A 20,744-nucleotide genomic window follows, 5' to 3' on the forward strand; every position below is an offset into this window, starting at 1 on the left:
TCGCCGGAGGCGTACATGGAAGATTTTCTCGAACAAGATAAATTAAATGAAGAATGTGGTGTCATCGGTATATATGCACCTGGTGAAGAAGCAATCTCACAAATGTTGTGTTTTGGATTGATCGCACTACAACATAGAGGGCAAGAAAGTGCAGGAATCGCTGTGTTAAAAGGCGATAAAATGCAATATTATAAAGAAATGGGCCTCGTTCAAGAGGTGTTCAATAATGACATACTAGAGCGCTTGCCAGCAGACATCGGCATTGGACACGTACGTTACTCAACTACAGGAGAATCCTATGTTTCCAATGCTCAACCACTTGTAGTTAAATATAAAGGTGGCAGCATCGCGCTTGCTCACAATGGCAATCTCGTCAATGCAGGTGAGATTCGAGCACGACTTGAAGATGAAGGATCGATCTTTCAAACTTCCATTGACTCAGAAGTGATTGCCAATCTCATTGCAAAAAACTATCATTTGGGAATGAAAGAAGCTGTAGTAGAATCGGTAAAGGAAATCAAAGGATCATTTGCATTAACCATTATGATTGATCATATGCTCGTTGGCGTAAGAGATCCGCATGGTTTACGACCGCTATCGCTTGCGAAAATCAATGGCGGATATGTGTTGGCATCAGAAACCTGTGCGCATGATGTGGTGGGTGCAGAATTTATCAGGGATATAGAACCAGGTGAAATCGTGGTCATCGATCAAAATGGAATCGAATCCATTCGCTATCATCAAGGTGCTCAAAAAGCAATCTGTGCGTTTGAGTATGTGTATTTTGCAAGGCCAGATAGCATCATCGATGGTAAACACGTCTTTGATGCGAGAAAACAAGCGGGTAAAATTTTAGCAAAAGAAAGTCCTGTAGATGCGGATATGGTCATTGCTGTTCCCGATTCTGGGGTTGCGGCAGCTATTGGCTACGCGGAAGCATCGGGTATTCCGTATAGTATTGGAATGATTAAAAATAAATATATGGGTCGTACGTTTATCCAGCCAGATCAAAAATCTAGAGAGCTGGCTGTACGCTTAAAACTCAATGTCATGAAAAAAATTGTCGATGGTAAACGGTTGATTCTTATTGACGATTCCATCGTTAGGGGAACGACGAGCAAACGAATTGTCAGCATGCTCAAAGCAGCTGGTGCAAAAGAAGTGCATATTCGCGTGAGTTCGCCACCTGTTAAGCATCCTTGCTATTTTGGCATAGACACTCCAGATCGAGATAAGTTGGTTGGAGCGACGCATACGCTCGAAGCGTTGACGGAATGGATTGGTGCAGATAGCATTGCATATATCAGTGTTGAAGGTCTTGATGCTGCAATTGGCTTTGGTTCTTCAGGCTTATGTAAAGCGTGTTTTGACGGAAATTATCCGATGGATGTACCAAATGGTGCAGATAAATTTAGATTTGAGTGAGGATGGGAGAATCGCATGACAGAGAATAAATTAACTTACGCAGAAGCAGGAGTGGACGTTAAAGAAGGTGCCCGCGCTGTAGAACTCATGAAAAAACACGTAAAAGAAACGTTTAATTCAGATGTTATTGGTGATTTGGGTAGTTTTGGCGGTTTGTTACGTTTAAGCGGTCAGTTTGAAAGTCCTGTTCTCGTTGCAGGGACTGACGGTGTAGGAACAAAACTTAAAATTGCATTTATGATGGACAAACACGATACGGTCGGCCAAGATCTTGTGGCAATGTGCGTAAATGATATCTTATGTCAAGGCGCAAAACCGTTATTTTTCTTAGATTACTTAGCAACGGGCAAGTTGAAAGCGGAAAATGCAGCGCTGCTTGTTAAGGGGATTACAGATGGTTGCAAGCTTTCGGCGATGCCACTTTTAGGTGGAGAAACTGCTGAAATGCCAGGTTTTTATGAAAACGGCGAATATGATATGGCAGGATTTGCCGTAGGCGTGGTGGATGAACCGAAAATCATCACGGGAAGTACCATCAAAGAAGGGGATGTTCTCATTGGTCTTGCATCAAGTGGCATTCATTCAAATGGATATTCTTTGGTTCGAAAATTGTTATTTGAATCCCTTCAACTCGATATTCACAGTCATATTCCTGAATTAGGTGGGCAATTGGGCGACGTTCTTTTAACGCCAACGCGCATTTATGTGAAATCCATTTTATCATTACTTGAAGAAGTTGCAGTGAAAGGGATGGTTCATATGACCGGTGGCGGTTTTTATGAGAACATCCCGAGAATTCTTCCGGATGATCACTGTGCACAAATCCATTTGGGAACGTGGGAAGTACCTGCTATTTTTAACTTTATGCAAGAAAAAGGTCAAATCGCTCAAGATGAGATGTTTGGAACCTTTAACATGGGAATCGGCTATATCTGTGTGGTTTCTCCAAGTGATGTAGATCGGACGCTTGAAATTCTTAGATCACATGGAGAAACGGCAACTGTGATGGGGAAAATCATCGCTGGCGAAAAAGGAATTGTATTATGCAACGCTTGAGAATAGCCGTTTTGGTATCGGGAAGTGGTACAAACCTTCAATCGATTATCGATGCTGTGTCCGGTGGCAAACTGGACTTGGAGATTGCGTGTGTTGTATCCAATCGACGTAAAGCGCATGGATTAAAACGTGCTGAAAATGCCCATATTCCCGCTTATTATATTGGAAAAGGATCTCATCCAGATGAAGATAAGCGTGCAACTGCGTTACTGGATTTACTGATCAATGAGCGCGTAGATCTTGTTGTACTTGCAGGATACTTAGCGATATTACCTAAGTGCATCATTGAACGATATAAAAGACGCATTGTGAATATTCACCCTTCTCTTATTCCGCGTCATTGCGGTGCGGGATTTTATGGGTTAAAAGTCCATGAATCTGTGATTGCATCTGGCGATAAAATCAGTGGTGCGACCGTTCATTTTGTCGACGAAGGGGTAGATACTGGCGAGGTTATTGCTCAAATGACAGTGCCAGTAGATGAAGAGGACACGGCGATTACATTAAGTGAAAAAGTATTATCCGTAGAACACCAATTATTGAAGCAAACGTTAAATGAAATTGCATGTGGTCGAATTAAAATTGGTCACTCAGTGGAGGCAATATGAAAAAGAGAGCATTGATCAGTGTTTCGGACAAAACGGGGATCGTTGAGTTTGCGAAATCATTATTTGATATGGGCGTTGAACTGATTTCTACAGGTGGAACGGAAAAGGCGCTGAAAGAAGCTGGGGTACCAGTGTTGAATGTCAGCGATATAACGGGATTTCCCGAGTGTTTAGATGGTAGAGTGAAAACTTTGCATCCAGCTGTACATGGCGGCATCCTTGCAATGCGTTCGAATGAGAGTCATATGAATCAGATTGAACAACTAAATATACAGACGATTGATTATGTCATCATTAATTTATATCCGTTTAAAGAAACGGTGTTAAAGAAAGATGTGTCGTTTGAAGAGGCGATTGAAAACATTGATATCGGCGGACCAACGATGTTAAGATCTGCCGCTAAAAATCATCAAGATGTGGTGGTTATCGTAGATCCGTCAGATTATAAAGTGGTTCTAAATGAACTCAATCAATATCAAATGGTATCATATGATACAAAATACGATCTTGCATTGAAAGTGTTTCAACATACGGCACAATATGATGCGATGATCGCAGATTACTTGGTTAAAAAGGGAAATCGCAATCCGTATCCGAACCAGATGACCGTTACGTATGAAAAAGTTCAAGATTTAAGATATGGAGAAAATCCGCACCAATCCGCAGCTTTTTACCGAGAAATTTTTGAAATTTCAGGTTCACTTGCAGATGCGGAGCAGTTAAATGGTAAAGAATTATCTTATAACAACATCAATGATGCCAATGGTGCGATTGCACTTTTGAAAGAATTTACAGATAAACCGACAATTGTAGCTTCTAAGCACTCAAGTCCTTGCGGTGTTGGAACGGGATTTGATATTTTTCATGCGTATGAAAAAGCATATAAGTGTGATCCGGTCTCGATCTTTGGTGGCATTGTCGCAGCGAATCGAAAAATTGATTTAAAAACTGCAGAAGCAATGAAAGATATCTTTTTAGAGATCATCGTTGCACCGGATTATGATGAAGATGCACTTGTTTGCCTTCAAACGAAAAAAAATTTACGCGTCCTTAAATTACCATCCATTATGGAACCGATTCGTCCTCAGCAAAGAGATATGAAAAAAGTGTTAGGCGGACTGCTTATTCAAGAAATGGACACCGCACTTTTAGAAGGTGAACTTGTCACAGTGACAGACCGCATTCCGACGCAAAAAGAAGTTGAAGAGTTACTCTTTGCTTGGAAAGTGTGTAAACACGCAAAATCAAATGGAATTGTCATTACGAAAGAAGGCATGACACTTGGTCTAGGCCAAGGACAAGTTAGCCGCGTATGGGCAACTGAAAACGCGATTAGTCAGTCGAACTTCCCTACAAAAGGCGCGGTACTTGCTTCAGATGCTTTTTTCCCGTTCCCCGACGGTGTGAAAGCTGCAGCTGAAGCAGGTATCACTGCCATCATTCAGCCGGGCGGTTCGGTGCGCGATCAAGAAGTGATAGATGAAGCGAACAAATATGGCGTTGCAATGGTATTTACTGGAATGAGACATTTTAAACACTAATCATAAAAGCACGAATCATTAAAAAGCACGAATCATTAAAAAGCACGAATCATTTAGGAGAAAATGCATGAAAATATTAGTCATTGGAAGTGGCGGTAGAGAACACGCAATTGTGCATAAGTTGAGCGTGAGTGATAAAAAGCCCCAGCTATATGCTGCGCCGGGAAATGCTGGAATTGCAGAATATGCAACTTGCGTGAACATCGCAGTAGACCAACTAGAATTGCTCCTTGCGTTTGCGATTCAAGAATCGATTGATTTAACCATCGTTGGACCAGAAGTTCCGCTTGTCATGGGCATCGTGGATCTTTTTGAAGCGCATCATTTACGCATCTTTGGACCGAACCAAAAGGCAGCACAATTTGAAGGCAGCAAGGATTTCACTAAGGCATTTCTCATTAAACATAAGATTCCAACTGCACGTTATGAAACTCATACAGAGCTTGAAACTGCAATAGAAGCCCTTAATCGCTTTGATATGCCCGTGGTCATTAAAGCGGATGGACTGGCAGCTGGTAAAGGTGTCGTCATTGCTGAGAGTCAACTCGTGGCTGAGGCAACGTTAAAAGACATGATGGGAGAAAAAATATTTGGCGACGCAGGCAATTCTGTTGTGATGGAAGAGTATTTAACAGGTGTTGAGGCATCTGTACTGTGTTTTGTCGACGGAAAAACCATCATACCTATGCAGCCAGCTCAAGACTATAAGAAGGCATTTGACGGAGATTTAGGACCTAACACAGGCGGTATGGGAACCTATTCACCAAGTTGTTTTATTGACCATGCTCGTATGGAACACATCCAAACGGATATTTTGAATCCATTTATCACGGGGATTCAAGAGGATGAAATTGAATTTAAGGGCATCCTTTTTGTTGGACTCATGATGCAAGGAGAGGATATTCGCGTTTTAGAATACAATGTGCGGTTTGGGGATCCTGAGACGGAAGTGACTCTCATTCGCATGAAAAATGACTTAATCGATGTGATTGAGTCGATATTGAATCAGACTTTAGATCAAGTGACTTTAGAGTGGACATCGCAATCTGCGGTCTGTGTGATTCTTGCTTCTGGCGGCTATCCAGAATCCTATGAAAAAGGCTGTATCATCGAAGGTTTGGATCAACCATTTGAAAGTGGCGTGATGTATCATTGTGGAACAGCGCTTAAAAATGGCGATGTCGTGACAAATGGTGGTCGTGTTTTAGGTGTTACGGCACTGGCAGATTCGATTGAAATGGCAAGATCTTTGGCGTATGAACGCGCTGAAAAAATTCGTTTTTCAAACAAGATGTATCGTCGTGATATTGGTCAGTTAAACTGAGAAAATTGCATCCTAACTTTAATGGAAATTTTGGGGTTCAATCAAAAAGGTCACTCATATTCTTAACGGAATGTGAATGACCCTTTTTTATTATAGTTAAATGCAAATTTGATTGTAATTGTTGGACGCTCTGTTGTAACTGTTAAATGTTCTATTGTGACGAATTAATAATGCCCTTTTTCAGGAACGATACAGATGAATTTAAATGGACGATCGGACGTATTAGAAAACTGATGAAGGGTATTTTCTGGTACATAGGCATATCCACCTGCTGTGAGAGGGTAAAGCGTTTCGCCGATTAATAGGGAACCTTCGCCTTCAATGATGTAATTGATATGTGGCCAGTCATGTTCGTGTTTTGGAGAATATCCGTGTGGCCCTAGTTCTATGACGCGCATAACGTGGCCTTCCCAGCCTTCTTTGGGTGATACGAGTACTTTCATCGCAGCATCTTTGGCCGCAGAACTTGCAACAGGTGTCGCTGTTAAGTTATTAAAATTTCCGACGATCATAAAAAACCTCCTCTATTCAAATGCTGATTTAGGGGTAAAATTGTGTAATCTTATCTGTATTATATCAAATTACTGTACGCTATCAAACTCTTGATTTTTTTTAACTTGCGAGCTATATAACCGTGACAACATGATGTTACGCTATGCGAAATAATTGAAACCGTTCTGGATTCGTGTTATAATGCAGATGTTGATGTTTAGTGTACCGAAATATTCTGATGAAAATGACCTTTAATAATATGCTGCTATGGAGGCGTTATGGACTACTTGCAAAAAAGAGAATTGATTCTGACGGGAAAAATGGACAAAGTCATTTTAATGTTGTCGCTTCCTATTATGCTCAATAATTTAATTCAAACACTTTACAACCTAACAGATACATACTTTATCAGTAAAATTCCAGGAAATGCGGTAGCAGGGGTTCAATTTATTTGGCCGTTGATCTTTCTGATGTCATCATTTGGAATTGGAATGGCCATCGCGACATCGTCAATCATTGCTCAATATATAGGTGCGCATGAACATGAAAAAGCGAAAAAAACGGCTGGTCAATCGATTTCATTTTTATTTGTCTTATCATTTGGTTTAGGCATTTTAGGATATCTTTTTTCTCCTGCAATTATCAGGTGGATGGGAGGGACGGGTGAACTTTACGCCAATGCACATGCGTATCTGAGTATCATGTTTTTGGGGATGCCAACTTCATTTTTGCTCAATGCCTATAATGCCATCAAACAAGGACAGGGGGATACGGTTTCGCCGCTTATTATTGGGGCGCTCTCTGCGGGTCTCAATGTGATCTTGGACCCAATCTTTATCTTTACACTAGACCTAGGTGTTGAAGGTGCTGCGCTTGCAACTGTTTTATCAACGGGTGTGTTTGCAATATACGGCATACTCACGACGTTTAGTAAAAAGCAAAGTATGAAACTCGAATTGGGCGATCTTAAGTTTAATCGCGAAATATTAAGTAAAATTGTGCGTATTGGCCTCCCATCATCCACTGGACAAGCCACGACAGCATTTGGATTTACTGTACTCAATATTTTCTTGGTGTCGTTCGGCGATATTACATTAACTGCTTTTGCCGTAGGCAATCGCATCAGTTCTTTGATTATGATGCCGGCCATGGGGATAGGCAGTGCACTTGCAACTGTCGTCGGGCAAAACTTAGGAGCGGATAACATCAAGCGCTCTAAAATGGCGGTTTGGAGCAGTGTGAAACTCTCGACACTATTTCTTGTGGTAGGTGGCATCATCATGCTCCCTTTTACCAGACAAATTGTGAGTGCTTTTAGTTCGGATCCGTTGACGATAGAGTATGGAACGGATTATCTCAATATGATTATCTATTCCATTCCGCTCATGGGTTATTTTCAAATTCTCGTAGGCGTTTTTCAGGGGTCAGGGCATACGCTTTCGGCCATGGTTCTCATGATGGGGCGTTTGTGGGCTCTGAGAATTCCGATGGTGTACGCACTGAGTCAACTCGATGGATTTGGACCGGATTCCATTTGGTATGCCATGATTATCAGTAATTTAGTGACTTGTATAATTGGCTTAGGCATTTATATGACAGGAAAATGGCAGCGTAAAGTCATCAAGAAGAACATAGCTGTTGAAATCGCATAAAAAAGGTGTTCCGTGTAGCGGTATGAATTTTCGTGATGTTAGTTTTGGTCTAACAAGAAGAACGTTCATTTGCTTTGGAACACCTTTTAATTTATTAAGCTCTCAATGCAGTTGTTGTAATGTAGTTATAAGGTTTGTTAAAGTGTGGCAAGAAGAATAAATCTGTTAAAGCCAATTTGTCTACTGTAATGTGCTCTTGAATGGCAAGAGAGAAAAGGTGAATTCCCATAGACATATCGTGTTTAGATGCCATTTGTGCACCGATAATTACTCTTGTCTCAGCGTTATAAACGATTCTGAGTTTAACCTTATGATTTGGCTCTTTGATAAATTCTGGTTTTTGATAGTCTTCAAAATCAGAAAATGTCGCTGGAATGCCAAGTGATTTTGCTTTTGCATAAGATAAACCTGTTGAAACCATTTTAAGTTCATAAATGGAAATGCCGTTAGAACCTTGAACACCAGCTGATTCGATGTTGTGTCCAAGTACATTGTGTGCTGCAACTAAACCTGAACGAACAGAGTTGGTTGCGAGTGCGATATAATTTGTCGCTTGAATAGAGTTGTCAAATACAGTTGCACAGTCGCCAATCGCATAAACGCCTGGCTCAGATGTTTGTTGTTTTTTGTCGACAAGGTAAGCACCATTTCTGAAAGTTTCTAAATGGTCAGAGCCGAGTGCTGTATTTGGTCTAAAACCAATGGCCATAATCACCATATCTGCTTTATAAGTGCCTTTATCCGTTACGACGCGCTCTACTTTTGTTGATCCTTCAAGGCGTTTGACAGTTTCTCCAAGTGCAAGTTTGATCCCATGTTCCGCTAAATTTGCATCCATTAATGAAGTAAATTCAGGATCATAGTAAGCAGGTAAAGTTGTTTGAGCGATATCGATCAGTGTCACGTTTTTACCATGTCGTTCAAATGCTTCTGCAAGTTCAACACCAATATAACCAGCGCCCACCACGACGATGTCTTTAATTTCTGGATTTTCGAGTTTTTCGATAACTTCTTGAGCGTGTTGGTAAAGTTTGACTTTTTGCACATTTTCAAGTTCAATGCCTTCAATTGTTGGAATGATCGGCAATGAACCAGTTGCTAAAATCAATTTATCATATGATTCCACAAGTGATTGGCCATCTTTTCTTGTTGCGTAAACTTTTTTCTCTGCAAAATCGATGCGATCAACGGGTGTTTCCATGTAAATTTTAGCGCCTTTTCCTTCTAAGCCTTCTTTAGTAGCATAAAATAAACCTTCTGGCCCATCGATTTGATTGCCAATCCAAAGTGCCATCCCACAGCCGAGAAAACTAATGTTGCTATTGGCATCAAAAACCGTCACTTGGTGTTCTTTAGAATTGTCCAAAATCGTATTAATTGCTGCTGTACCTGCATGATTTGCGCCTACTACAATAACTTTGCTCATAAAAATAGTCTCCTTAATTATATTTAATGAATTCATATTTGTAATCATTTTAATTACGTTCCAATTTCTTTATACCACAAAAAGAGTGCTTTAAACAACAAAAATGTGAAAAAATTGTCATATTGACACGTCTTTTTTCACGTGCTATACTCAGTTCGTAAAGAATCTTCAGGGCGGGGCGTAATTCCCCACCGGCGGTATAGCCCGCGAGCCGAAAGGTTGATCTGGTTAAATTCCAGAGCCGACAGTATAGTCTGGATGGAAGAAGGTATTTATGATATGTACATTTTACCCTGAAGTGCATGCTTTAGGGTATTTTTTTATGCCTAAAGCCTAATCATAAAGCCAATACACAAACACTTTAGGAGGAATTAGGTATGACAACTCAAAGCAAAAAAAGAACTTTATCGGTACCCAAAATGACAAAAATCGCAATGCTCAGCGTGATTGCATTTGTCCTGTTCCAAATCGACACACCCCTTCCGTTTTTCCCGGCATTTTTAAATATTGATGCAAGCGATCTTCCGGCTGTAATTGGCGGATTCGCAATGGGACCATTGGCGGGTATTGCAATTGAAGCAATTAAAAATACTTTGCATTTGCTCCAGACAAAAACAGGCGGAGTAGGAGAACTAGCAAATTTTGTCATTGGTATTTCCTTAGTGGTACCGTCAGCGCTTATTTATATGAAACATAAAACAAAAAAATCTGCGATTATCGGTTTGGCAGTTGGTACAGTAACAATGGCAGTAGTAGGTGCTTTAGCGAATTACTTTGTACTCATTCCGTTTTATGCTCAGGTATGGCCATTAGACGCGATTATTGAGATGGGGACTGTGGTGAATCCTGCGATCGATTCAGTGATGACGATGGTAATTTACGGCGTATTGCCTTTTAACATTGTTAAGGGATTTGTACTTTCGGTACTTACGTTGTTATTGTATAAACGCATTTCTCCGGTATTACACAAAGGTTTAAATCGATAAAATGATGAATTTTGATTCACAGGTGCTTAAAATTCTGTTAAAATATTAGGGTAACGAAATATTATTTCAGAGGCGTTTTATGGAGCGTGCATCAGAATCAACATCAAAAAATGGAGTCGAATCTAAGAAAGAAATTCGCAGTGCAATTACCAAAATGATCATCCCTATATTAATTTCCAGTATGCTCGAAATGTTCATAGGAATTGTTTCTATGAAACTCATCGGCAATTTAGGAGCGGTTTCTATTAGTGCAATGGGACTTAGTACACGCGTCCGTGGTATTATTTGGGCGGTCTTTAAGGGAATTGCAATCGGCGTACAAGTGATTATCGCACAGGCGTATGGCGCTGGTGATATGCATAAAATTAAAGCGACAACTGCTCAGTCAGTTGGATCGATTTTTCTTATTTCTTTAGCATTTTTATCGACGATGCTCATCGCACCTGAATTTTGGTTGAAAATTTTCGGTGCAAGTGGACATTTGTTAGTTGTGAGTGCCGAGGTATTAAAAGTTGTGGCATTTGGAATGCCGTTTCTTGGTATTGTTCTGGTGGTTTCAGGCGCGCTTCAAGGAAAAGGCGATGCGGTGACTCCGATGATCATCACAGGCGTTATGAATTTGCTCAACGTTTTCTTTGGTGTGATTTTGGTGGAAGGACTTGTGGGTTTTCCTAAAATGGGACTCATGGGTGCGGCGATTGCGATGTCGTTATCACAAGGATTGGCCGCTGTCTTAGGACTTTGGTTTTTGCTTAAAAAGAACGGTATGTTGTCAGGTGAACGATTAAGTCGGTTTTTTAAATTTACAAAAGAGACAATTAAGAGTATTTATCAGACGGGAATTCCCAGTGCGCTTGAATCGCTATTTTGGCAGATTAGCGCCATCGTTGTGATTCGTGCGATATTGACCTATGGCGAGGATGCGTACGCGGCATATCAATTGGGCCTTCAAGCGGAAAGTATTGCATATATGCCAGCTGCTGGTTTCCAAGTGGCTGCGACGGCATTTGTCGGTCGATACTTAGGTGCAGGAAATCCCGGTCTTGCAAAAAGGTATTTAAAAGAAATTTTAATGGGTGCTATTTTAATCTCCATCCTTGGAGGCGGAGCGCTTGTATTATTCCCAACGGCAATTTTAGGATTTATGACCAATGATCAAGAACTCATTCGTCTCAGTGTGTTTTATCTTTTTATCTGTGGGATTGCTCAAGTGCCTCAAAATATGGCCAGTGTGTTAGGGGGGGCCCTTCGTGGCGCTGGACATACAAAAAGCCCGATGGTAACAGCGGGCGTAGGTCTTTATCTTGTACGGGTACCTATTGCAGTTGTGGCTGCATATTGGCTCCATCTTTCAGTCAATGTCATCTTCTTTGCAATTGGATTTGATATGATGGTACGGTTGATTCTCAATGGCATCATGTATGTCAAAATGGATATTTATCATCACGCTAGATTGGTCTAAGATTTATTATAATTTCATGTGATCTAAAACTTCGATTAAACAAGTAACATAAGGACGTGTTACTTGTTTTTTTTCGTCATCATGAGAAGCCAGTAACTTGCTTTGTACCGTTTCGAAAATAGATGCTACCTGTATGTCTTCGGGTAACAGTTGATTCATTTGATACAGGTCAATCACTTTTTGCGTCAGTTCCATGAGCTGTGTTTTATCTAGGGGCCTAAGTACCATCAAATGGTCGCGGCTAACGAGTGCTTCTGTAGCAGAGTGAATGTTCAAACGTTGTTTGAGAGGTTCGTAACTTGAAAGTCCTTTTTCAGGATTCGTGACGATTTCTTCCGTACCTGAAAATAAAAAGAGAATATCGGTCATATCCCCGGACGTTGCTAAATCAATGAGCAGTTTTAAATTGCCATAGGCAACTTGGCGGATGTCGCTTCTTTCGTGTAACACGAGATCAACTTCGTCAATGATGACGATAAGCCCTTTGTAGTCGAGCAATTTAATGAGTCGCGTAAATGCTTTGATAAAATCAAGCGTGTTGGCTTTGTCAACCGTTCCTGTAAGTCCATATTTCATCTTCAATTCAGGAGAAATATGTCGTTCTCCGGTTAACCATGCACTGCTCACTTGAATCATCTCTTGATTACGTTGGATACGACCTCGCATAAAACTTAAAAAGGCCCTTGCAAAGTTGGCGTTATATTTTGCGAGTTCTTGGCATACTGTATTGACTTCGTAGCGCTTGCGATCGACCATCGGTGCGTTTTGAAGGTTGTGAATCCACAGATCAAAGATCTGATCAAATGACGATTTGGTATCTGGCGCGCTTTTTAAGTACAAATTGTGCATAATGGCATAATACAAGTCTTCGATTTTATTTAAACGATACCCGTTGTTGATTTGAAACGATGCAATGACGTAGTCATCGTTCAGGGCATACTCCCTGAAAGTGTTGATTAAAAAGGATTTTCCAACGCCATAATCGCCAAGAACGAATTTGACACTCCCTGATCCACTTTGAATCAATGGCAAGGTTTGAAAAAGTGACTTTAATTCCTGGTCACGACCGGTTGAAACGACATCTGTATGAAAAAGTGGCGCAGTGCCACTGCGTAAGCTGTTGATGAGTTTGAGCGCAGAATCGCGATTCAGCATCACTCGGTTCCTCCTAAGAAATCAAATTGAACTCCATTTAAAATTGAAGGTTTACATAATTGTGTAAGTTTTGTAAGGGTTATAAGTTTTATAAGATGTATAAAGTCATTATATCCTTTTTGGAGGGAAACAGTCATTAGAAATTTGAAGGGAATCCGTCATAGAAATTTGAAAGGAATCAGTCATTAGAAATCGGACGAATTGTGCTATAATAAGAACAATGAAACGTAAAGAGGTTGAAAAATGTTTGATGTGATTGTAATAGGTGCAGGTGCATCTGGGTTATATTGTACGGCGCATTTAAAAGGATTAAATGTCCTTGTATTAGAAAAAAATAAACGCGTAGGGATGAAGGTGTTAGCTTCTGGAAGTGGCCAATGTAACTTAACACACGGGGGATACATTCGACATTTTTATGACCGGTATAATCAAAAAAAGGCGTTTGTAAAACCAGCGCTAACGGCACATGACAATCAAGCGGTCATTGATTTTTTCGAATCGCGTGAATTAAGCTGTATTGAACGGTCAGATGGGAAGGTGTTTCCGGCGAGCTTATCTTCTCAAGATGTGGTAAACGTTTTAAAAGATGCCTGCCGTCATGCTTCAATTCATGTTGAAGAAAGTGTGGAGATGGTTCAGTGGCAAGAGGCGGTGAAACAATTTGTCGTCACGACTAATCGTGCGTCATATACGTGTCGTCAATTAGTGATTGCAACGGGTGGTAAATCTTATCCGACGCTTGGCACTACAGGGGATGGATACGCCTTTGCTGCGAGTTTGGGACACTCTATTGTTCCGGTTAAACCGGCTTTGACAGGGATTGTGACGAGAAATAAACAGTTGACCGCTTTACAGGGGATTTCTGTAGATCATGTGGAAATCACCGTTGAGAACAAACTGAAAAAATTTAAAGGTGCATTGTTATTCACTCATTTTGGACTGAGTGGTCCCGTCATCATCAACAATAGTCGATCGCTAGATCGAGGCGATTGGATTCGAATAAATTTTACGTCGATGTCGCCAGATGAACTGGATCAAATGATTCAAGAAATGGCGCGATTGCAAGGGGATAAACCGTGTGCGATGCTTTATAATCACATCCAATTACCAGAAGCGCTCAAGACAAAATTACTGGAACAGGCTGAATTTAATCGGGAGACGAAATTGGCAGTGTTATCTAAAAATCAACGCAAATGGTTAGTAGATACCTTTACACGCTATGAGATGGAAATTGAAAGTTTAATTGGATTTAATCAAGCGATGGTTACGTCGGGAGGGGTATCAACGGATGAAGTGGATGCCAAATCCATGTCGTCCAAAATGAATCCAGCACTTTATTGTGTTGGGGAAGTGCTTGATGTAGATGGGGATACAGGTGGATATAACCTACAGTGGGCATTTTCATCGGGATATTTAGCAGCACATCATATTCAAAAAAGACATCGTGATTTGAGGGAGGAAGTATGAATCAAAAGGCAAAAGGTCTGTTAAGTATTATGATTCCAGTGATTACGTGGGGAATCTCGTTTGTGAGTACGGAGTTTTTATTGGATGACTTAGGGGCAATGACCATTGGAGCTGTGCGTTTTATCTTTGCCACATGTGTGATGTTTTTGATGATGAAATGGACCAAAACCTCCCTAAAAATTGATAAGAAAGATCACATCCTCTTTGTACTCGCAGGTGGAATTGGAATTGCGATTTATTTCTATTTTGAGAACACGGGAATTAAGTATATATCTGCATCACCATCTGCGCTTATTATCGCGGCAATACCGATGTTCACATTGATCTTTGAAGCGTTGATTTATAAACGCAAAATTACGGGGATTGACCTTGTGGCAATTGTTGTCTCTATTATCGGCGTCATGCTGATCGTGGATATCAAATGGCGCGAGTTCTTTAAAGCAGAAGAATCTATTGGTTATTTGATGATGTTGGGCGCGGTGTTATCGTGGGTTGTTTATTCCATGGCATCTAAACCACTGTTTGATAAATACTCGTATTTAACCATCATTTTTTATCAGTTTCTCTACAGTTTGCCGTTCTTTATATTAGCAGTACCATTTGAAACCAATCACTGGTCTGCTTTAGGTGCTGAAGGAATTGCACACTTGGTATTCTTGGCGATTTTTGCATCGGTTTTAGGGTTCTATTTCTATGCAAAGGCAATGGATTTGTTGGGGATTACTGAATCGTCGGTATTTATAAATTTTTTACCAATTGTAACGATGATTTTTAGTTACTTTTATCTTGGCAATACGGTAACTGTCAAACAGTTTATCGGGGGTGTTTTTGTCATGCTTTCTGTGACGGTGACGTCCCTTCATGAGCAGAAAAATCGTTAATGGTTTTTGAAGAAATGTCCGATAAGTAGTGTAGAGGTGAATGACATGAAAATCAGTGCGCTTTTACAATCATTAAGTAATCCCGCGGCGACTCAACAGACTCAAAAAGAGAAGTCGACGAGTGAGGTTATATTATCTGAATATCAATCACAACTGCCGAAGAGTGTTTCCAAAGTGTTGGATCAATATCACGTCAATTTATCGGCAGATGAAGAAAAACAAATCTCGAATTTTTTAAAAGATGCGAAGGGAACAGATGCTCAAAAATCTGAAACCATTGAAATTGCTTTATATAAGGGAATAAAACCCACAGAAGATAATCTAATGGCGCTTCATCAAGCGGTGACGCATGATGAAAAAGTGCTCCAATCTCTTGGAGAGGTAACCGCTGAGGAAGCAGCAGTCTTAAAGGGAGAGGATGCGATAGAGGTTATTGAAGCGACGCGATTAGATCCAACAGTCAAAGAAGCGTTAAAACTTGCGATTAAAAAAGGCGCTTCTTTACGTGATGCTGTAATCGAAGTCAGCCAAATTGTTAAGGCAATCCAGACGGGAAATACGACTTCTTTAAATAAAGAATCGTTAGGCACGTTGATCAAACTCTTGGATCACTATATTAAAACACATCCAGAAGCGCTGGAAATGTTGCCGAAAATAGAAGGTAAAATGGCGCAAATGAAGGCGTTAGAAGACGTATCAAACATTTCTGGACATTCAACTGATTTATCTTCAAAGGTTGGAGTGAACGAATCAGCAGTCACACATGATGAAAAAGCTGCTGTGACAACTTTAAATAAAAACATGCAGTCGACAATAGGTGTGAGTGGTCATTCAGTTGAAGATTCAAATAGTGAAAACAGCTTGACGCATGTAACCAGTCAAAACGCGGAATCGATACAACAAACGGATGCTATTCGTAACACTGAAATATCTAAACGTGCCGAAACTGAAAGCGCGTCAGACTTAAGGATGGATGCAGAGAGTCTCGATGAGCAAGATCCTTGGTTATCGCATATCGAACAAGTCGTGGATGCTCTATTAACTCAGTCAGATGAGATTGTTGCAACGCTTTCAGAAAGTTTGAATCTTAAAACCTATCTGGTAGAATCCACAACTGAACAGACGATTCAAGCAAAAAAAGCGTTTGATACCTTTAAAAATGAAAGTATGGAAACGCTTGAAAAAGTCAATCAGGCGTTGTCACAAGCAACTACTGAAGGGAAAGTCATTCCTAGCGAAACTTCTGCCCAGATGATTTCCAAAGTCATTGAAAAACTCAATACATTGCTTATGAAAAGTGAAATGGGCCTATTGACAGATATGTTTACAGAAAAAAAACTCTTGATGATGTCGTCTGAACTGGAAAAAGCTCAAGATTTATTGAAACAAGGCAATGTGGCTAAGGCACAAGAGATTGCAAAATCCGCTTTGAAGCTTCTTCAAGACATCCAGTTTAATCCTTCTCAAAGACAAATTCAGGTAATGGCAAAGGGTAAACTCGATCAATTGGAGATGAACCTGATGAATCGAGAGGCTCAGCAAACATCGGTTCAACAGATTGTGCGTCAACAAATCGAGGGCTCGCGTGATCAACAGGGCAATCGAACGGCGAGAGAAATGCTGGAAACGCTACGTCTCTTAGGATTAAATCACGAAATGGAAGTTGCTGAACATCTGGAAAAATCAAATGCACGTGATTGGCAACAGAGCAATGTAAAAGAGTTGCTCTTGAAGTTGATGAAAGACGACATTCAAGACCGTCGGGTCGATGCTTCAGCTGAACAAAATTTGATGAATTTTTCTGGTCAGCAAATGATGAACGATTCTCAGCAAAAAGATCAGCCGTTTTACTTTTTCAATATTCCCGTCCTTCGTGGAGAAGAACTGGGCAATATGAAAGTGTATATGAAAGGTGCAAGTAAAAATCAACAGTTGGATTGGCAAAATACAGAAGTGTACTTTGGTGTTCAAGTGGATGCGCATCGAGAACTTGGTATCAAAGTCAAAGTCACTCAAGGAACGTTAAATGTGACGGTTATGGGAGATGTGGCGGAATCTATTCGAGAACCGATGCAAGCTGCGCTAGATGAACTTTCCCAGATGGGCTATGAAAAGGGCGAACTGGTGATTCAAGAGGCGCTTGAAGCTCGCAAGATATCGTTGAAACCACAAACTCTGAAACATGAGGATGCTAGTCGTTCAAGTTGGAATGAAGACGGTAAGAAAGGATTTGATTTCAAAGTATGAAAAAAGTGACGTATCATGAAATTGAGGACGATTTTGAAGGCATTGCAAAGACCTTTATACAGGAGGCAAATGCGCGCCATATCCCAGTTGAACAAGATGAAGATCAAGCGAAGCATATGATTAAGACCGACTTGCGAGATGCACTTCCTCCACAAATTTACGCACTGATCTCGAAGATTACCTCAGTCATTGAAATGACGACGTCGTCGAAAATGAAATAGATTTTACCATTCAAGTATCACATAAAATAAGGTATAATAAGATTTGGGCATAGCTCAAATCTTTTTTATTGAAGAGGCATCTATGAAAGTTGATAAATCGTCCAAATCGTCTAGAAGTACAAAGACGTCAACTGTTCCAGCAACAGGCGTTCCGAAAACAGATGACGTTCCTAAAATTAGTTTTACTGAGATTTTAGCGGTAAAAGACTATGACAAGCAAAAAGAAGCTTTACAAGAAGCCTTGGATGAAATTGATAAAAAAGGTCAAGCGCTTGTGGAAAATAGAACTGTTGAGAATTTATATGCATATAAAGATTTAATCAAGAGTTTTATTGAAGAGACGGTGAATAAAGGCCTTGAAATCCGAGAAAGACGTGGATTTTCAAGAACAGGGCGAACGAAAGTTCTAAGAACCATCGCTGAAATCGATGCGAAACTCGTGGAACTTACGAATTTAATTATTAAAAGAGAACATAAAGAAATTAACGTGTTGAAAGCAGTGGGTGAAATACGTGGATTACTTGTTAATATTATGATTTAGGCCATGGGGCTTTAATTCAGTTTAGGAGGCAGATATGAATTTAGATGGCTTAAATGTTGCGCAGCGGGAAGCAGTATTGGCAGTAGATGGCCCTATTTTGGTGGTTGCAGGGGCAGGTTCTGGAAAAACCAGAGTATTAACCAATCGAATTGCACATTTGATTGAGACGCATGATGTATTTCCTTCAAACATCATGGCGATTACTTTTACCAATAAAGCAGCCAATGAAATGAAAACGCGTATTGAATCGTTAATAGGTCCTGTGACGTCGCAAATGTGGGTAGGAACGTTTCACTCATTATGTGTGCGGATTTTAAGAAGAGATGGTCATCACATCGGCTATTCTCGTGATTTCGTGATCTACGATACCTCAGATCAAAAAGCGCTGATTAAAAATTGTTTTAAAGCGCTCAACTTAGATGAGAAGCAAACTCCGGTTCAGTCATTTCAATACAAAATTTCTGGCTGCAAGAACGATATGGTAACGCCTGAGCAGTATGAGTTTAACTTTATGAAAGATCCTAGAGAACGAGATTTCATTAAGCTTTATAAAATGTATCAAGAGAAGTTAAAGGCCAATCAAGCGATGGACTTTGATGATTTGTTGATTAAGACAATCGACCTTTTTAAGAATCATCCAGACGTCCTCGAATCTTACCAAAGCCGTTTTAGATATATCCACGTGGATGAGTATCAGGATACCAATAAGGCGCAGTATTTATTTGTGAAACTATTGAGCATGAAACACAAAAATCTCTTTGTCGTAGGAGATGGCGACCAATCTATCTACAAATGGCGTGGAGCGGATATTCGAAACATTCAAGAGTTTGAAAAAGACTATCCAGGTGCCAAAATTATTAAACTTGAGCAAAACTATCGTTCAACTCAGAATATCTTGGCACTGGCAAATGGCGTCATCAAAAACAATCCGGGAAGACGCGAAAAAAATCTTTGGACAGAAGCGGAATCTGGAGAGAAAATCAAATACTACCAAGCATATGATGAAAAAGACGAAGCGCGCTTTGTCGTAAAACAAATGATGCGACTCGTTAGAGAAGATCAGTATACGCGATCGGATTTTGCCGTATTGTATCGAACCAATGCACAATCGCGCGTACTTGAAGAAGCGCTTATTGCAGAAAAAATGCCTTACAAAGTAGTTGGGGGCCTAAAGTTCTACGAGCGAAAAGAAATCAAAGACGTCCTTGCTTATTTTAAGTTACTGGTAAATCCTTATGATGATGTAAGCTTTTTAAGGGTCATCAATGAACCTAAACGCAGCATTGGAGACAAGACGATTGAAAAAATCACTCAATATGCCAACGACCATGCGCTAAATTTGCTTGAAGCGTGTGGACATGTTCATGACATAGAGGGTTTAGGCGGAAAAACAGCTGAGGCGATCTTGCATTTTTATAAAATTTTGACCGGTTTAAGGGCAAAAATTGATACAGAATTTTCAGGGGTTATTTTTGACGAACTGATGGCAGAGACGGGCATTATCGCTGCGTATGAACGTGAGAAAACAGACGAAGCAGATGGTAGAATTGACAATATTTACGAGTTGAAAGCTGTTATTGAAGAATTTGAAAAACGACAAGATCAGGCGGGATTGAGAGATTTTCTTGCTGAAATCACATTGAAAAGCGATCAGGATAACATCGAAGAAAATGAAACGGGTGTTTTGCTGATGACACTCCATGCATCAAAGGGACTCGAATTTCCGGTGGTATTCTTGGTCGGTCTTGAAGACAATCTCTTCCCATCGTTCAGAGCGGTAGATGACCCAGAAGAATTAGAAGAAGAGCGCAGATTGTGTTATGTAGGGATTACGCGAGCAGAAAAACAACTGTTTATCTCGCATGCTAAAAACAGGAATCATTACGGCCGTTTTGAGGCGAGAAAACCAAGTATCTTCTTAAGCGAGATGGATCAATCCATCATAGAAGTGACTGGAGAACGCTCGTTGGCATCCGTTCTAAGAGAAAACAAGGCAAAAGAGCCTTCAATTTTTGATATCAAGACGCCAAAGAAAAACGTTTACTTCAATCCAACAGGCGCGAGCACCGCTGCTTCTGTAGAGAGCGAATCGGTAAAGACATGTGCCTATGAAACGGGTAGCAAGGTCATGCACAAAGTATTTGGATCGGGAATGATTATTACCATTGACGAGACGAGTAAGGTAGCGACCATTGTTTTTGACACACATGGCATTAAAAAATTAGATTATACCATTGCACCATTAAAAATTATAGGGTGA

The 20,744-nt window shown here is 40.4% G+C and carries 17 protein-coding genes and 1 riboswitch; of the genes, 14 read left to right on the forward strand and 3 right to left on the reverse strand.

Annotation, left to right across the window (positions count from 1 at the left end; genetic code table 11):
• Positions 1 to 15 precede the first annotated feature (15 nt).
• The 5 genes from purF to purD all read left to right on the forward strand — a co-directional run bounded on the left by purF (position 16) and on the right by purD (position 5,954).
• Positions 16 to 1,425: an amidophosphoribosyltransferase gene (gene purF, locus ACZ41W_RS12200; RefSeq protein WP_464312261.1), complete on the forward strand. Its 1,410-nt coding sequence runs from the start codon at positions 16 to 18 to the stop codon at positions 1,423 to 1,425.
• A gap of 15 nt (positions 1,426 to 1,440) precedes the next feature.
• Positions 1,441 to 2,481 carry a phosphoribosylformylglycinamidine cyclo-ligase gene (gene purM / locus ACZ41W_RS12205; protein ID WP_464312262.1) on the forward strand — a complete coding sequence of 347 codons (1,041 nt, stop codon included), beginning with the start codon at positions 1,441 to 1,443 and terminating at the stop codon, positions 2,479 to 2,481.
• Positions 2,469 to 3,089, forward strand: coding sequence for a phosphoribosylglycinamide formyltransferase (gene purN, locus ACZ41W_RS12210; RefSeq protein ID WP_464312263.1), 621 nt, complete (start codon positions 2,469 to 2,471; stop codon positions 3,087 to 3,089). Before purM ends, purN begins: the two co-directional genes overlap by 13 nt.
• A complete protein-coding gene (purH, locus tag ACZ41W_RS12215) occupies positions 3,086 to 4,630 on the forward strand; it encodes a bifunctional phosphoribosylaminoimidazolecarboxamide formyltransferase/IMP cyclohydrolase (RefSeq protein ID WP_464312264.1) in 1,545 nt (514 codons plus the stop codon). Before purN ends, purH begins: the two co-directional genes overlap by 4 nt.
• A gap of 67 nt (positions 4,631 to 4,697) precedes the next feature.
• Positions 4,698 to 5,954: a phosphoribosylamine--glycine ligase gene (purD, locus tag ACZ41W_RS12220; protein WP_464312265.1), complete on the forward strand. Its 1,257-nt coding sequence runs from the start codon at positions 4,698 to 4,700 to the stop codon at positions 5,952 to 5,954.
• A gap of 164 nt (positions 5,955 to 6,118) precedes the next feature.
• Here purD and ACZ41W_RS12225 read toward each other — a convergent pair whose 3' ends face one another.
• Entirely contained in the window at positions 6,119 to 6,466 is a 348-nt protein-coding gene (locus ACZ41W_RS12225; RefSeq protein WP_464312266.1) for a cupin domain-containing protein, read from the reverse strand.
• Positions 6,467 to 6,724: 258 nt separating this feature from the next.
• Here ACZ41W_RS12225 and ACZ41W_RS12230 point away from each other — a divergent pair, with 258 nt between their 5' ends.
• Entirely contained in the window at positions 6,725 to 8,098 is a 1,374-nt protein-coding gene (locus ACZ41W_RS12230) for an MATE family efflux transporter (protein WP_464312267.1), read from the forward strand.
• A 94-nt stretch (positions 8,099 to 8,192) separates the two neighbouring features.
• Here ACZ41W_RS12230 and nox read toward each other — a convergent pair whose 3' ends face one another.
• The gene (gene nox, locus ACZ41W_RS12235) at positions 8,193 to 9,524 is read right to left on the reverse strand and encodes a H2O-forming NADH oxidase (RefSeq protein WP_464312268.1); all 1,332 of its coding nucleotides are present in this window, start codon (positions 9,522 to 9,524) and stop codon (positions 8,193 to 8,195) included.
• A gap of 160 nt (positions 9,525 to 9,684) precedes the next feature.
• Positions 9,685 to 9,798, forward strand: a riboswitch (FMN riboswitch).
• A 103-nt stretch (positions 9,799 to 9,901) separates the two neighbouring features.
• On the opposite strand from nox, the gene ACZ41W_RS12240 reads away from it, so the two are divergent.
• Positions 9,902 to 10,510: an ECF transporter S component gene (locus ACZ41W_RS12240; protein WP_464312269.1), complete on the forward strand. Its 609-nt coding sequence runs from the start codon at positions 9,902 to 9,904 to the stop codon at positions 10,508 to 10,510.
• 79 nt (positions 10,511 to 10,589) lie between these two features.
• Positions 10,590 to 11,972 carry an MATE family efflux transporter gene (locus ACZ41W_RS12245; RefSeq protein WP_464312270.1) on the forward strand — a complete coding sequence of 461 codons (1,383 nt, stop codon included), beginning with the start codon at positions 10,590 to 10,592 and terminating at the stop codon, positions 11,970 to 11,972.
• A 6-nt stretch (positions 11,973 to 11,978) separates the two neighbouring features.
• Here ACZ41W_RS12245 and ACZ41W_RS12250 read toward each other — a convergent pair whose 3' ends face one another.
• The gene (locus ACZ41W_RS12250) at positions 11,979 to 13,127 is read right to left on the reverse strand and encodes a BREX system ATP-binding domain-containing protein (RefSeq protein ID WP_464312271.1); all 1,149 of its coding nucleotides are present in this window, start codon (positions 13,125 to 13,127) and stop codon (positions 11,979 to 11,981) included.
• A gap of 243 nt (positions 13,128 to 13,370) precedes the next feature.
• Here ACZ41W_RS12250 and ACZ41W_RS12255 point away from each other — a divergent pair, with 243 nt between their 5' ends.
• From ACZ41W_RS12255 to pcrA, 6 genes are all read left to right on the forward strand, one after another.
• Positions 13,371 to 14,594: a BaiN/RdsA family NAD(P)/FAD-dependent oxidoreductase gene (locus ACZ41W_RS12255; RefSeq protein ID WP_464312272.1), complete on the forward strand. Its 1,224-nt coding sequence runs from the start codon at positions 13,371 to 13,373 to the stop codon at positions 14,592 to 14,594.
• Positions 14,591 to 15,475 (forward strand): DMT family transporter, encoded by an 885-nt coding sequence (locus ACZ41W_RS12260; RefSeq protein ID WP_464312273.1) that lies wholly within the window; start codon positions 14,591 to 14,593, stop codon positions 15,473 to 15,475. The genes ACZ41W_RS12255 and ACZ41W_RS12260 overlap by 4 nt, the downstream gene beginning before the upstream one ends.
• 45 nt (positions 15,476 to 15,520) lie before the next feature.
• On the forward strand, positions 15,521 to 17,722 hold the full coding sequence (locus ACZ41W_RS12265) for a hypothetical protein (protein WP_464312274.1): 2,202 nt from the start codon (positions 15,521 to 15,523) through the stop codon (positions 17,720 to 17,722).
• Positions 17,719 to 17,943 carry a hypothetical protein gene (locus ACZ41W_RS12270; protein WP_464312275.1) on the forward strand — a complete coding sequence of 75 codons (225 nt, stop codon included), beginning with the start codon at positions 17,719 to 17,721 and terminating at the stop codon, positions 17,941 to 17,943. The genes ACZ41W_RS12265 and ACZ41W_RS12270 overlap by 4 nt, the downstream gene beginning before the upstream one ends.
• An 82-nt stretch (positions 17,944 to 18,025) precedes the next feature.
• The gene (locus tag ACZ41W_RS12275; RefSeq protein WP_464312276.1) at positions 18,026 to 18,484 is read left to right on the forward strand and encodes a YaaR family protein; all 459 of its coding nucleotides are present in this window, start codon (positions 18,026 to 18,028) and stop codon (positions 18,482 to 18,484) included.
• Positions 18,485 to 18,518: 34 nt separating this feature from the next.
• Positions 18,519 to 20,744 carry a DNA helicase PcrA gene (pcrA, locus tag ACZ41W_RS12280; protein ID WP_464312277.1) on the forward strand — a complete coding sequence of 742 codons (2,226 nt, stop codon included), beginning with the start codon at positions 18,519 to 18,521 and terminating at the stop codon, positions 20,742 to 20,744.

Source organism: Fusibacter fontis, from assembly GCF_055378735.1.

Bases quoted from the DNA above. Each gene is read 5' to 3' on its own strand.
- purF (WP_464312261.1), top strand. From the start codon at position 16: ATGGAAGATTTTCTCGAACAAGATAAATTAAATGAAGAATGTGGTGTC.
- purM (WP_464312262.1), top strand. From the start codon at position 1,441: ATGACAGAGAATAAATTAACTTACGCAGAAGCAGGAGTGGACGTTAAA.
- purN (WP_464312263.1), top strand. From the start codon at position 2,469: ATGCAACGCTTGAGAATAGCCGTTTTGGTATCGGGAAGTGGTACAAAC.
- purH (WP_464312264.1), top strand. From the start codon at position 3,086: ATGAAAAAGAGAGCATTGATCAGTGTTTCGGACAAAACGGGGATCGTT.
- purD (WP_464312265.1), top strand. From the start codon at position 4,698: ATGAAAATATTAGTCATTGGAAGTGGCGGTAGAGAACACGCAATTGTG.
- ACZ41W_RS12225 (WP_464312266.1), bottom strand. From the start codon at position 6,466: ATGATCGTCGGAAATTTTAATAACTTAACAGCGACACCTGTTGCAAGT.
- ACZ41W_RS12230 (WP_464312267.1), top strand. From the start codon at position 6,725: ATGGACTACTTGCAAAAAAGAGAATTGATTCTGACGGGAAAAATGGAC.
- nox (WP_464312268.1), bottom strand. From the start codon at position 9,524: ATGAGCAAAGTTATTGTAGTAGGCGCAAATCATGCAGGTACAGCAGCA.
- ACZ41W_RS12240 (WP_464312269.1), top strand. From the start codon at position 9,902: ATGACAACTCAAAGCAAAAAAAGAACTTTATCGGTACCCAAAATGACA.
- ACZ41W_RS12245 (WP_464312270.1), top strand. From the start codon at position 10,590: ATGGAGCGTGCATCAGAATCAACATCAAAAAATGGAGTCGAATCTAAG.
- ACZ41W_RS12250 (WP_464312271.1), bottom strand. From the start codon at position 13,127: ATGCTGAATCGCGATTCTGCGCTCAAACTCATCAACAGCTTACGCAGT.
- ACZ41W_RS12255 (WP_464312272.1), top strand. From the start codon at position 13,371: ATGTTTGATGTGATTGTAATAGGTGCAGGTGCATCTGGGTTATATTGT.
- ACZ41W_RS12260 (WP_464312273.1), top strand. From the start codon at position 14,591: ATGAATCAAAAGGCAAAAGGTCTGTTAAGTATTATGATTCCAGTGATT.
- ACZ41W_RS12265 (WP_464312274.1), top strand. From the start codon at position 15,521: ATGAAAATCAGTGCGCTTTTACAATCATTAAGTAATCCCGCGGCGACT.
- ACZ41W_RS12270 (WP_464312275.1), top strand. From the start codon at position 17,719: ATGAAAAAAGTGACGTATCATGAAATTGAGGACGATTTTGAAGGCATT.
- ACZ41W_RS12275 (WP_464312276.1), top strand. From the start codon at position 18,026: ATGAAAGTTGATAAATCGTCCAAATCGTCTAGAAGTACAAAGACGTCA.
- pcrA (WP_464312277.1), top strand. From the start codon at position 18,519: ATGAATTTAGATGGCTTAAATGTTGCGCAGCGGGAAGCAGTATTGGCA.